Source organism: Halomonas sp. DP1Y21-3, assembly GCF_019801245.1.
GTDB classification, from domain to species: Bacteria; Pseudomonadota; Gammaproteobacteria; order Pseudomonadales; family Halomonadaceae; genus Halomonas; species Halomonas litopenaei.
Genome location: NZ_JAHVJM010000001.1, coordinates 109,695 through 122,725 on the forward strand (window position 1 = coordinate 109,695; position 13,031 = coordinate 122,725).

General features: G+C 65.9%; 8 protein-coding genes. 2 read left to right on the forward strand and 6 right to left on the reverse strand.

All coding sequences use genetic code 11. The features are described 5' to 3' along the window. Positions 1-824: 824 nt before the first annotated feature. On the forward strand, positions 825-1,481 hold the full coding sequence (locus tag KUV74_RS00355; protein ID WP_222515359.1) for a response regulator transcription factor: 657 nt from the start codon (positions 825-827) through the stop codon (positions 1,479-1,481). Continuing rightward, complete coding sequence (locus tag KUV74_RS00360; protein ID WP_222515360.1) at positions 1,478-2,836, forward strand: sensor histidine kinase; 1,359 nt, start codon at positions 1,478-1,480, stop codon at positions 2,834-2,836. The genes KUV74_RS00355 and KUV74_RS00360 overlap by 4 nt, the downstream gene beginning before the upstream one ends. A 119-nt stretch (positions 2,837-2,955) precedes the next feature. Here the strand turns inward: KUV74_RS00360 and KUV74_RS00365 are convergent, their stop codons facing one another. The 6 genes from KUV74_RS00365 to KUV74_RS00390 form a co-directional block, all read right to left on the reverse strand. Further along, complete coding sequence (locus KUV74_RS00365) at positions 2,956-5,583, reverse strand: tetratricopeptide repeat protein (RefSeq protein ID WP_222515361.1); 2,628 nt, start codon at positions 5,581-5,583, stop codon at positions 2,956-2,958. Further along, positions 5,580-6,857 (reverse strand): alginate lyase family protein, encoded by a 1,278-nt coding sequence (locus tag KUV74_RS00370; RefSeq protein ID WP_222515362.1) that lies wholly within the window; start codon positions 6,855-6,857, stop codon positions 5,580-5,582. Before KUV74_RS00370 ends, KUV74_RS00365 begins: the two co-directional genes overlap by 4 nt. Before the next feature lie 26 nt (positions 6,858-6,883). Further along, complete coding sequence (locus KUV74_RS00375; protein WP_261394980.1) at positions 6,884-7,771, reverse strand: polysaccharide lyase; 888 nt, start codon at positions 7,769-7,771, stop codon at positions 6,884-6,886. Between the two features lie 95 nt (positions 7,772-7,866). Further along, positions 7,867-9,342 (reverse strand): HlyD family efflux transporter periplasmic adaptor subunit, encoded by a 1,476-nt coding sequence (locus tag KUV74_RS00380; protein ID WP_222515363.1) that lies wholly within the window; start codon positions 9,340-9,342, stop codon positions 7,867-7,869. Between the two features lie 138 nt (positions 9,343-9,480). Continuing rightward, entirely contained in the window at positions 9,481-11,388 is a 1,908-nt protein-coding gene (locus KUV74_RS00385; protein ID WP_222515364.1) for a glycosyltransferase, read from the reverse strand. A gap of 9 nt (positions 11,389-11,397) precedes the next feature. After that, entirely contained in the window at positions 11,398-12,735 is a 1,338-nt protein-coding gene (locus KUV74_RS00390; RefSeq protein WP_124802312.1) for a UDP-glucose dehydrogenase family protein, read from the reverse strand. Positions 12,736-13,031 lie beyond the last annotated feature (296 nt).

Genomic DNA, 13,031 nt, shown 5'->3' on the forward strand with positions numbered 1-13,031 from the left:
CAGGGGCAGGCGGGCCGACATTGCGACAACCGGCGGGGCGTATCGAAGACGCCAGCAGACCTCAGATGGGTCAGGGAGGCGGGCGGCGCGGCATGCAGCGGCCCTGGTCGGTGTAGTGGGGCGACATCTCGGTCCTCTCCAGCGACAACGCAGGAACAGCATTAGACAAGACAAACAGGTCCCCGCCGGGCCATTGGCCCCGGGGCAATCCAGTCGGGAAGGTGCCACATCCATCCAGCGATGGCACTTCTCCTGGCGGTATAACGCCAGCTAGGCATCGGATCGCGAGCCAGGATAAGGGCTCGGCGTCCAGAGCGACGTGAGGCCTGTAAAAGGCGGGATAAAACCATCGCTGCGGCGCACATACCCTACTGTGCTGTGCAGAAAATGTCCAACCTGACGGACGAAAGATAATTTACCCATTTTCGACCGGACGTCAAGATAGCGGAATTCTCTCGGATGGTGGCGTAAAACCTTCGGCAATCTCGCTCTTCCCTTCCACACGCATCGCCTCCGGTAGCCGATCGAAAATCCAGACAACAAGAAGCAGGTACTGCCTGGCCATTTTCATCAGCGACACGCTTTGCGTTGGTCCCTATTACTGAAGGCTATCCTGCCCATCTACGCGTCAGTTTCCCCATGTGAGGTCAACGAGGAGAAGCGGCAAATGATAATCCTTACCAATTATTCACTCACCAACTTCCAATGTGCGAAGCAACAAAGTCTGCTTTGATCGGGAAAGGGGCGGGACAAGGCGCCGGGAAAAACCCAACGATCGGTGGTAGGCTTTTGTCGATATCAGACGCCAGTTTCGGAATATCGACGTGAGAATCCTGTTTATTGAAGATGACGATATCCTCGGAGATGGACTCTCCGAGGGGCTATCGCTGCTCGGCCATCAGGTGGACTGGCTGACCCGTGGCGACACCGCGGCCCACGCCCTTGCCGACAACGCCTTTGACGCGGTCATCCTCGACCTGTCCCTGCCGGGCTTTACCGGCATGGAGCTGCTTAGGCGCTGGCGGGACGAGGGGTTTCGTGAACCGATTCTGGTACTGACCGCCGACGAGGATACCCGTCGCTGCGTCGAGGCCCTCAACGAGGGGGCAGACGATTACATCACCAAGCCCATCGACCTGGACGAGCTGGACGCTCGCCTCAAGGCGCTGCTGCGCCGAGCCCGTGGACATGCGGACAATTTGCTGGAATGCGGCGACATCCGTCTCGACCGAAGCGACAGGCTGGCATGGCTCGGTGGCGAACCGCTGGACCTCTCGGCCTACGAATACGTGGTACTCGAAAGCCTGCTGGAGCGACCTGGCCGCGTGGTCGCCCGTAGTCAGCTCGAAGCGCGTCTGTACGGCTGGGGCGATGGTCCCGACAGCAACAGCCTGAGCGTGCTGATCCACAAGCTGCGCAGCAAGCTCGGTGACAACAGGATCGAGACGTTGCGCGGGCTAGGGTATCGGGTGTCGCCATGAGCGCCTTCTATACCGGGTTGCGCAAGCGCGTGGTGCTGCTGTCGAGTCTACTGATCGTGCTGACCTGGATCGCCAGCTCGCTGGCCACCCGCACCGGTATCGAGCAGGCCTCCGACGAGCAGCTGGCCCAGCGGGCCCAGGCCGTAGCCTGGCTGATGTTGCGTGCCGCCAGCCAGACCGACGAGCCGGTCACCGGAGACGCCCTGATCCGCCAGCTGGAACAGATCGGCGACAGCCTAGGCGAAACGATGGCCTACGAGTTTGGACGCGCCTCCGACGACCAGGCGATGCGCTCTTCCTCCTTTCCCGAGCTCTCGAACGAAGCCGCCAACGGCTTTTCGCGTCACTCGGACGACGGCGGTGACTGGCGTGTCTTCACGGCGATGAGCGAGGACCAGTCATCCTGGTCCCGGGTTGCCTTTACACCGACCGAGCCCAAGCCGCTGACCGAGATGTTGCTGCTGACGCTGCAGCAGCCGCTGGTATGGGCCATCACGCTTCTCGGTCTACTGGCGATCGCTATTCAGAATCGGTGCTTTACCCCGCTCAAGAAGGTCGAGGACGCACTCGCAAATCAAGACCTGCTCAACCCTCGCCCCCTGGCGTTGGATCCGGCGCGACTGCCCCGCGACGTGCGCCCACTGGTGACCCAGCTCGACCGGATTCTTGACCAGACCAAGAACCTGCTGGAAGAGCAACGCACCTTCGCCTACGGCGTCGGACATGAGCTGCGCACCCCCCTGGCCGGCTGTCTCAGCCAGGTCCAGGTGGCCCAGCGCATCGAAGACCCTTCCCGCCTCAAGCAGTCGCTTGCCAAGGCCGAGCGCGCCCTGTTGCAAATGACCCAGCTGGTGGATCAATTGCTGCTGCTGGCCCGCACCGACCCGTCTGCACCGCTGGAGAATCCTTCCCGCATCACCCTCAGCGCTCTGGTGCAAGAGAGCATCGAACGGCGCACCGTCACCGCCCAGCGCGAAGGAGTGGTGCTCAAGTGGCGTGTCGACGGCCCCCACGACTCCGAGATCGAGGCCAAGCCTGAGCTGGTGCGCACTCTGCTGACCAACCTGATCGACAACGCCATCCGCTACTCGCCTCGCGGCGGCGAGATCCTCACTCGGGTGGACTGCAGTGACGACAGGTGGCTGGTACTCAGCGTGTCCGACCAGGGCTCGGGCATCGATGCCAAAGAAAGCAACCAGATCTTTTCGCCCTTCTACCAGAGCGAGACCGGCAAGAGCAGCGGGCTGGGCCTGGCCATCGTGCGCGCCATCGTCAAGGCCCACGGCGGTGACGTCTCCGCCCACCGCAGGCCGATGCTGGGCACCGAGATCCGCGTGGTCCTGCCCCGGGCCTGAATCTGATCTTCGGCACCAGCCCTGGGCACGACACTGTGGATGTTCGCCGCGAAACGTGCGTCTTGCGACCCACACCTTGATGGCGGTACGCCTCGCTAGAGGCGCAACGTGGCGGTTGTTCAGCTTTCCAGGTTTGGCGCGTCCATCAGCAACTGGTGCAGGGTCTCGATGGCCAGATCCCCCTCGCCTTCCAGCACGCCGTCGAGCCATAACAACGCCGCCTGCTGGTTGGCGGTTTCAAGCCCCCTGGACGCCAGGTAGGCCTTGGCCAGCGCCAGTCGCGCCGAGCCGTGCCCCTCGAGCGCCGCGTCGACCAGATACTCGGCACCACGCTCACGATCCTGCTCGAGCGCCTGGCCTCGTAGCAGCTCGCGCCCCAGGGTCGCCTTGGCCCCGGCATGGCCAGACTCGGCGGCGGTGGTCAGCCAGCGACGGCCTCGCTCGGCGTCCACCGACAGCGGTCCCTCGCCACGTACCAGGGCGGTGCCCAGGATCTTCTGGGCCGAATCGCTACCCGACTCGGCAGCCTGGGTCAGCCAACGGTCGGCCCGCTCGCCATCGGCGCTCACGCCCTGGCCGTCGAGAAAGGCCCGGCCGATCAACTGGGCGGCGTAGGCGTTGCCGGCAGCGGCTGCATCGCGCAGCAGCGACAAGCCTCGCTGGCTATCGGCCGCCACGGATTCCCCTTCCAGATAGGCCTTGCCCAGCGCCAGCTGGGCCCCAAGGCGGCCATGTCCGGCGGCGCGTTCGAGCCAGGCGACACCCTGTTGCGGATTGGCCGCGACGCCGTCTCCTTCGAGCAGGGCGCGCCCAAGGTCGACCATGGCGTGGCTGTCGCCCGCCTCGGCCGCCTGGCGCCACAGGTCCATGGCCCTGCCGGCGTCCCGGGCCACCCCGATGCCCTCCATGTAGATGCGGCCCAGCGGCGCCGCGGCGCTGGTATCGCCACTACTCAGTCCACGGGCAAGCCAGGTACGCGCCTGTACAGGATTGCGAGCGATCCCATTGCCCGCCAGGTAGGCCTGGCCAAGCTGGGTCATGGCACCGGCGTGGCCGGCCTCGGCGGCACGACGGAGCTGGCGGATATTGCCGGCGTCACCCTGGGCCAGACGGGTCCTCATCAAGGCCTCGCCAGCGGAGGTGTGGCCGGCCTGCTCGGCACGTTTAAGCCATTCGGCCGAGCGCGCCAGGTCGACGCCGACGCCGGTACCCTTGCGATAGGCGCGCCCGAGCACCAGCATGGCGTAGGCGTCGCCTTGCTCGGCGGCCTGCTCAAGCAGCGAGACGCCCTGGCCTCGGCCACCACCCCCCGCCAGCTGGCCGGTGAGTCGAGCCTGACCGAGCAGCGTCATGGCACGCACGTCGCCCTGCTCGACCGCCTGCGTCAACAATTCCTCGGCTCGCGCCGGGTCTGCGTCCAGCACCTCACCTTCGAGCAACGCCGCGCCCAGGGTGCGTCGCGCCGCCGCGTGGTCCTTGTCGATGGCGTCCTGCAGCAGTGTCATCGCGCGCAGCGGGTCCTGGCCGACATGATCGCCTTCCAGGTAGGCCTTGCCGAGCTGGTAGCTCGCCCAGGGGTGGCCAAGCTGCTGTCCCTGGCGCAGATGCTCGAGCGCCAGTTGCGGTTGGGCAGGCACCTTGTCCCCGTCCAGATAGAGGCTTCCGAGCACGGCGTGGGCCAACGGGTCGCCCTGTTCGGCGGCCCGGTTCAACAGCGCCGTGCCCTCGTCCAGATCTCGCTCAAGGCCGTTGCCTTCCACCAGGGCTCGCCCCAGTACCACCATGGCGTTGACGTCCCCGGCGGCCACAGCGCGATCGAGCCAGCGACGGGCGAGGCGCGCATTGCCGTCGCTGGCCCTGAGGTGGTCACGTCCCAGCGCGGTCATCGCCGACACCTCACCGGCGTTTGCCGCCCGCGACAGCCATTGCCGACGCCGTTCACTGTTGCCTGGATGCCAGCCACCCTCGGCATAAAGCTCGGCCAGGTCGACCATGGCCGCGGGTTCGCCGGCCTCGGCCTCGCGCTCAAGGGCCCTGAGCTGACGCCGGCGATAGTCTTCCACCAGCTCCGGCGCCTCGGCCAGCCAGCCGCCCGGCGCATGGGCCTCGGCCAGCGCCGCCATGGCCTCGCTATCACCTTCATCGGCCAGTTCCTGGTACAGCGTTCGAGCCTTCGCCGGATCGGCACGCACGCCGTCCCCTCCGCGGCTGAGCAGCGCTGCCAGCCGGGCCTTGGCGTCGCGCCCGACGTCCTCCTCGATGGCCTGCTGGAGCAGGTAGTAGCCCAGCAGATCATCACGCTGCACACCGTCGCCTTCCAGGGTCAGTCGCGCCAGGTTCAGCGACGCATGGCCGCGAATCCAGGAAGGCGTTGCCACCGCCTTGCGATAAAGCTCGGCGGCTCGCTCGGCATCGCGCGGCACGCCAAGCCCCTGGTCGTAGATCTTGGCCAGCTCGTAGTAGCCCTGGGGCAGCCCCTGATGGGTCAACCGCTCCAGCGCCCTGATGGCCTGCTGCGTGTCGCCGGCGGCCAGGGCTCGATCGGCCTCCTCGACGCGGTTCTTGTGCATCCACAGAAGGTTATTGGCCTGGCCGCCGTCAAACAGCGCCTGGTCCTCGGCGGCAAGCTCGCGTGTCCCGTGGGGCCCCAGGTCGCTTGCGGTGGTGACACAGCCGGATAACAGCAGTGCCACGCCGGCGGCGCTGCCCCAGTGCCTGACATTTGTGATCAATCTGGGTGTTGTCATTGTGGGCCTCCGTTATCGGGTATCAGCGAGACGCCATCGGCCTCGTTGAGTGCCTCCAGGGTCTGCTGCTTGCGCGACTGATCCTCGAGCTCCAGGTGTTGCTGGGCTCCTGGCGCCATGAAATAGAGCGTCACGTAGCCCCCGGCGCTGCGGTTGTAGATCGGCCGACGCTGCTCGAGAAAATCGGCGATGCGTGGGTCGTCGAAGCGCGACTGGTAGACCTCCATCCACGAGAAGTACTGGGGGTCTGTCAGAAAGCCGCGGTACTGCTCGCTGGGGGCCATATCCCCCAACACGCCAGGGTCATCGATGGCGCTCATGGTGAAGTCCACTGCGTCATGGATCGTCTTGCCGTCCACCTTCAGCGAGAAGATGTCGTAGCCCTGACGGGCGATCACCTGCATGTTGGTAATCAAGTACAAGAGTGCGTAGTTCTGGTAGTGGGTGGCGCGACGCCCCCGCTCCATCTCGAGCGGAAAGGCGCCTTGCTCGGTCATGTCATTGAGCGCCGAGTGGATGGCGCTGACGCCGAAGCGAAACAGCTCGTCGTTTTCCACCAGCACCCCCACCGTGCTGGCGTACAGCGCCCGCCGGTAGAAGTGGTTGTTGCAGCAACTGTTGCCGGCGTCGCCGGGGATCGCCGAATGCTCAAGCGCCAGATCCTCGAGCCAGCGCTCGACCCTCTGCCTCGGCTCTTCCAGACCGTCCACCTCGGGGCGCACCACCGAGTAGGCCAGCGCCGCGGCGAAGATCATCGACTCGGTGGCAAACCAGGCCTGGGGCTCCTCGGGCTCGTAATGGAAGCGAGTCAGGGCGTCCTGGCTGGCCCAGTGATCGAGATAGCGCACCAGACAATTGGCGTAGTAGTCATCGCCGGTGGCGACGAAGGTTCCCGCCAGCAGCGACACGCTGTCCTCGAACTCGAACAGCGGCGCCGAGGCTTCACGCCACTCCTCGGGGCTCGGGTAGAAGCCGGGAATGCGCATCTGCGAGGTGATGGGCGGCGGCTGCAACAATTGACGACAGCTGACACCCTCACCCAGGGAATCCTGTATCTGCGTCAGGATGCTGTTGTCCTGCTCTTCCAGCAGCGCCATGCGCGCCTCGACATCGAAGTAGGAGGCCTGTGGGTCCGAAACCCGGTAGTCCTCGAGGTCAAGCGCCTGGCGCTGCTCCAGGGTCAGGGCGCTGGCCACGGGCAGCCAGCCACCCAGCAGCAACGCAAGGCCGCCTGCTCGCGCCAGGCGCGGCAGTGTTATCGCTACATTCAGCATCGTGTCTCCTAGCCGGCAGCAGGTCGCTACCGGCGATAAAATTCGAAGTCGGCAAAGTCCAGGTGCTGGTCTCGCGGGGTGCGCCAGGACTCGCCGGTGCCACCGAAGAAGGTGGAAAACATCAGGCCGTCGATGTAGCCGTCCTCGACGTCGCGAAACTCCACGCCGGATACCTCGAGTCGAGGCTCGCCGTCGATCCACACCCGCATCAGGCCATCCTGACGGCTCGGCTCATTGAGCCGGATTTCCTGCTCGACGGTGACCCAATCGCCACTGGCGAAGTGCCAGCTCCCGCGCCCCAGCGAGGCGCCGTAGGCCGTATCCTGATTGACCACGTAGGCGTAGAGCTCACCCTGACCGTCGCGCCGCCACATGAAGCGGGCGCTGAAGCCGTTGTCACCGGTCGCCTGGGTGCCGCCACTGGGCGCCTCGCCCCCATAGAGCCCGGGCAGCTTGCCGCCCTTGACAAAATCGAAGCCGTCGGGAAAACGCAGCCGATAGCGCAGGCAGGCATGCTCGGCCCCGGCCAGGGCCTGGGGCGCGGCGTAGAAGCCCGCACCGCCACGTTTACCATCGCTGGGTGAAGAGGTGCCCGCGGGATAGAAGGCCCGCAACACGGCTCCCGCCTCGGGGTCCTCGACCAGGCCCAGGTTCTCCAGGCCCCAGTCGCGATGGCTACCGAAGCGCTGCTCGATGATGTCGTCGATCTCCCCCTCGACGTCGTCGAGATCCGGCGCGAATACGGGTCGCAGCCGCTGCGAACAGGGTGCCGCCGAGACGTCGCGGGTGACCTCCATGGCGTCGGCCCCTGCCCCGGGGGCCAGGGTGGCAAGCGAGAGCCCCAGGGCGAGCCCGACATACAGCGTCGGCCCGGTCTGTGACTGCGTTGTGTCGATGGTCTTGTCGTGGTGCATCGGTCGCTCCCGTCGGCCCGTTCGGGCCCTCGGTGGCGGTCATCACCGTGACGGGGTCTGGTCGGCCCCGCCACAGGGGCGTCTCGAGTGCTGCGCTAGACGTTCTCGCGCACGCTCTCTTCTACCTGCTCATAGAGGTCCTGAGCCTCGTTGAACACGGTACGGCCGCCCTGCCAGACCCGCTCGACGGTCTCGCCGATGATCGGGGTCTCGTTGAAGCGAACGTCCACCGGGGTACCGACGCTGCTGGCAGGTAGCGGTTTCTCGGGAATCAACAGCACACTGGCCACGTTCTTCTGCTGGCGAACCCAGCCAGGAAAGCCGGCGCGCGGCTCGCGCTCGACATCCAGCGCCACGCTGCGCACCCGAGCGTCGATCATGCCGGACTCGTGGGGCAACGAGATAAAGGCCTTCTGGTTGGGCTCGATTCGCTCGATATCGCTCATGTGAACCAGTGCCTCGACCATGATCTCGTCGTCACCGGTGCGCACCAGCGTCATGATCCGCTCGCCCTGGTCGATATAGGTGCCGTCGGCGCTGGACAGCGCCCAGGCCACCAGGCAGTTGCAGGGACTGAAGATCTCGTTCTGGGCCTGCTCGGCCTCGAGCGCGGCCAGGCGCGAGCTCTGATACTCGCGGGCGGTCTCGAACTGGTCGATGCGGGCCCGCGCCACCGCCGGTGACACCGTGTCGTAGCTCACCGAACTGCGCCCGGCCGGCTTCGACGAGTTGGCCACACTGACCGGGCCGGAGCCCGCGGCCTCGAGGCTCTGCTCCAGGTTGTCGATCAGCTGGTCGTTATACTCCTGGGCGGCCTGGGTCAGGATCAGCCCGGACTGCAGCTCGTGGTTCCTGACACTGGTGAGCTTTTCATCGCGCTCGACGCGATCCCCGGCGCGCAGCCCGTGCTCCATCAAGACGCCGGGCCCGGGGGCGCGCACCTCGATACGCGGTGCGCTGACCGCGGCAAAGCTTGGTTCGATCAGCATGAAGTTGCGATACAGCGCCGCCGTCAACACCAGACCGAGCGCCGCAATACCGGCGACCAGCAGCAGATAGCGGCCCCAGCGCCGACCACCGCCACCCTTGTGGCTGGCGCCGGCACCTGCGCCACCCTTGCGCTTGCGCGGTGTCTGGGCGTTCTCGCTGCCGACCATCGACTGGGGATCGAGGTGGCGGCCGCTCAGGCGTGCCCGGACGATGTCCTTGACCAGCGCCAGGTGCTGCGGCTCGATCGAGGTGAATTCCCAGCCGGTCAGCGGCGCTTCACCATGGTGGGCTTCGGTCTTGTGGCGGCACACCGCCGAGAAGGGCACGATGAACTCGCGCCCGGCTTCCTGGATACGCAGCTCCGCCTGGATCCAGTCGCCGGGGGCGTGGCGCTGGTCGCCTCGCATGGCCATGCCGCCCAGGGAAAGATCGATGCCCCGGGCGTGCTCGCCCTGCGGCATCACCACCTCGAAGTCGGGTGAGACGCGAATATGGTGACGCTCGCTGCGAGCTTCATGGCTGACCTGATCCATCCGGCTCGCGGTGTCGTCACGCCTGTTGCCGTCGTTGTCTGTGGTCATGGTTGATCCGTTGTGCTTGGTGTCCGAAGGGCGCGCCCGCCTCTCGGGCCGGGACGCGCTTGCTTGCTGTGGTGTCGTTAAGTTGGCGAGTGGCAGGCACTCTGCGCACGTGGTGTCGCGCGGGCGGTGTGACGGTGGCTAGAGCACCTGCACCTCGAGGCGTTCCAGGGCGATCTCCTGCCCGCCCAGGGACAGTGCACAGCCGGCATCGACCGGGCAGCTCACCCTGGCCTCGCGGCTCGCGGTCAGCCCCGGCAGCCTGAGTGCCTGGGCGGCGAATTCGGGGCTCAGCGACAGCACGGTGGCGTCGCCGTCATCGGCGCCGAGCAGGCGCTCGACACGCACCTCGTCCTCGCTGCCCAGTTCGCTGGCCAGCTGATGGTCCAGCGCCACCACGCCGGGGGGCAGGCGCAGCGCCGCGCCTTCCGGTGCCCGCACTGCCGCCTGGGACAGCCAGCGGTTGTCGCTGCCGGCGTCGGCCTGGTCGGCGGCAAGCTGCTCGCTCAGCAGGTTGGCGCTGGGCAGATCAGGGGCCTTGAGTGCCCCGGTGACCAGCACCAGCACCAGCACCAGTGCACCCATATGGAAGCCATGCAGCAGGTGGCCCATGCGCCGCTGGCGACGTGCCGCCCGGGGGTCGTCGGGCTCGCCGGCGGCGATGCCCTGGCGCGACCATGCCTGACGGTTGAAGCGAAAGCTGACGTAGGTCTTCAGCAGCGCACCGAAGATCTGGTTGTAGTAGAGCAGCGGCAGCCACAGCACGCTGAAGCGGCGACGCTGCAGGGCCAGCACCAGAGTCGCGATACCGCGGGTGAACAGGATCCACAGCAGGTAGGCGAAGATGAACGAAGGCCGCACGAAGAGCGTGACCAGGATCGCCACCGTGGGACCGATCAGGGTGGTCCACATCGATAGCCGCTGATCGACCAGACACCACCAGGTGAACCAGCCCATGGGCCTGGGGCCGAGCTGAATAGCCCTGCCACTGGTGCGCAGCATGTTGCCGTACCAGCGACGCATCAGATCCGTGGTGGAATGAAAGAAGCGATGACGATCGGGCAGCTCCTCGAAACCACTGACGTACACGTCCGGCACGTACAGCATCTTCCAGCCGCGCTTGAGCAGGCAGAACCAGGTGGACTTGTCGTCCCCGGACAGAAACTTGAAGGTGCCGAAGCGCCAGTGGTCGATATGGTCGCTTTCGACCGTCTGGATAAACTCCCGCTCCACCGCCACATCGGCGCGAAACACGCTGTAGCGACCGGTCAGCACCAGTTGGCGCTCGGAGATCGACATCGAGCTCATCATCAGGTGACGCTGGGCGTAGCGCAGGTCGTACCACTCGCGGGTAGCGTCGCCACCGGTCACCCTGGCGCGGTTGTTGGTGGTGATGGCGCCCAGGTCCGAGCGCATCAGCAGAAATGGCAGCGAGCGCTCGAGGGTGCCCGGCTCCAGCAGGATGTCCCCGTCCATCGACACCAGCAGCGACGAGGGCCCGGGCATCTGGCGCGATATGGCACGCAGCACCTCGGCCATGGCCGAGCGCTTGCCGTCTCCGCGCTGAAACATGTAACGCACGGACACGTTGGCCGGCTGGCCGCATACGTCCATCACGTGCTGGATCACGTCGACGTCGGTGCGGTCGGACACCGAGGCAAAGATGGTGGTCGGCACGCCGTAGTTGGCGCACTCTTGCACCAGCGCCTCATAGACCGGGAAGCTCACCTCCGGCTCGATGCGAAAGGAGGTGCACAGTACGAAGAGTTCGTCCGGCCGTATGGCCTGGGCCGTGGCGTCGGCGTCACGGCGCAGCTGCGGAAAACGCACTCGGTTGTACCACAGCGAGCGCGCCGCATGGATGAACCACCAGCTGTAGCGCCAGGCACCGATGGCCCCGATGGCAAAGAAGAAGCTCTGCGACTCGGGGGAAAAGACGTCGTCGGGCAGCTCCAGTACCAGGATCGTCAGCAGCGCCAGCAACAGAAGCAGGGTTGCAAGCTCGGTGACGCGGCTGGCCCTGGAGGAGGCGAAGGTCGCCTTGCTCATGCCTCCTCCTCAGCCGTTGGCCACGTGACGGCGGCCGATGGCGTGGTACTGAAGCCCCGCCTCACGCACACGGCTTGGCTCGAACAGGTTGCGTCCATCGATGATCACCGGACGCTTCAAGCGCTCGCGGATGGTGGCAAACTCGAAGCCACGAAAGCTCTTCCACTCGGTGCAGATCACCAGGGCATCGGCACCCTCGAGCGCCTGTTCGGCGGAGTCGGCCAGCGCCAGGTCGTCACGCTCTCCATACAGACGCTGGCATTCCGCCTGGGCCTCGGGGTCGTAGGCGCGAACGCTGGCGCCGACCTCCCACAGCGACTCCATCAGCACTCGGCTCGGCGCCTCGCGCATGTCGTCGGTGTTGGGCTTGAAGGCGAGCCCCCACAGGGCGATGGTGCGCCCGGCGACATCGCCGTCCAGGGCCTCGTCGAGCATCCGAAACAGACGATGCTTCTGGCCCTTGTTGACCTGCTCGACGGCCTTGAGCAGCGCCACCGGCTGCTGGACTTCGTTGGCGGTCTGAGCCAGCGCCTTGACGTCCTTGGGGAAGCAGGAGCCACCGTAGCCGCAGCCCGGATAGATAAAGTGGTAGCCGATGCGCGGGTCGCTGCCGATGCCGTGGCGGACCTGTTCGATGTCGGCGTCCAGCTCCTCGGCCAGATTGGCCATCTCGTTGATGAAGCTGATCTTGGTGGCAAGCATGGCGTTGGCGGCGTACTTGGTCAGCTCGGCGCTGCGCACGTCCATGAAGATCATCTTGTCCTGCTGACGGCTGAACGGGCTGTAGCACTCCCGCATCAGGCGGCGGACCTCGTCGGAGTCGGTGCCGACCACGATGCGCGCACCACGACTGAAGTCATCGATGGCCGCCCCTTCCTTGAGGAATTCGGGGTTGGAGCAGACATCGAAGGCCTGCTCGGCGCCACGTTCGGCCAGGGTCTGCTCGACGGTCTGGCGAACCCGGTCGGCGGTGCCCACCGGCACGGTGGACTTGTCGATGATGACCTTGTAACCCTCCATGTGTTGACCGATGGTGCGCGCCACGCTCAACACATAGTGCAGGTCGGCACTGCCATCCTCATCCGAGGGCGTGCCGACAGCGATGAACTGCAGGGTAGCAAAGGCCACGGCCAGGGCCGGGTCGGTGGTGAAGTTCAGACGGCCGGCCTCGACGTTGCTGGCGATCAGCGTTTCCAGGCCAGGCTCGTAGATCGGGATGTCGCCTTGTTCAAGACGCGCGACCTTGTCCTTGTCGACGTCCATGCAGATCACATTGTGTCCCGCGTCGGCCAGACAGGCGCCTGTCACCAGGCCGACGTAGCCCGATCCAAAGATGGTGATATTCATGCGGTTCTATGCTCCAGCGACGAGCCGCCTCGATGCCTGGCAACGCAGGTCGACGCGTCGGTCGTTGTCGTCGAATGATCTTCCACTGCAGACCGGCGCAAGCCGCGGGCTCGCTTGAACACTGCGCGGTGGGCTCGTCGCCGGGTGCGAAAACGGGTGGTCGGGATGCCTTGCCAGTCCCTTCATCGGGCGTCCCTGGCTTGGGACGCCGAGGGCATCCCGACGCAAGGAGTGGTTCCGTCCAACTCCGAGGGGCACGTTAGGCGGCGAAGATTAATCCAGTATTAGCGGAAGGA

Coding starts and splice junctions, on each gene's coding strand:
- KUV74_RS00385 (WP_222515364.1), bottom strand. CDS start 11,388: ATGAGCAAGGCGACCTTCGCCTCCTCCAGGGCCAGCCGCGTCACCGAG.
- KUV74_RS00365 (WP_222515361.1), bottom strand. CDS start 5,583: ATGACAACACCCAGATTGATCACAAATGTCAGGCACTGGGGCAGCGCC.
- KUV74_RS00360 (WP_222515360.1), top strand. CDS start 1,478: ATGAGCGCCTTCTATACCGGGTTGCGCAAGCGCGTGGTGCTGCTGTCG.
- KUV74_RS00375 (WP_261394980.1), bottom strand. CDS start 7,771: ATGCACCACGACAAGACCATCGACACAACGCAGTCACAGACCGGGCCG.
- KUV74_RS00370 (WP_222515362.1), bottom strand. CDS start 6,857: ATGCTGAATGTAGCGATAACACTGCCGCGCCTGGCGCGAGCAGGCGGC.
- KUV74_RS00380 (WP_222515363.1), bottom strand. CDS start 9,342: ATGACCACAGACAACGACGGCAACAGGCGTGACGACACCGCGAGCCGG.
- KUV74_RS00390 (WP_124802312.1), bottom strand. CDS start 12,735: ATGAATATCACCATCTTTGGATCGGGCTACGTCGGCCTGGTGACAGGC.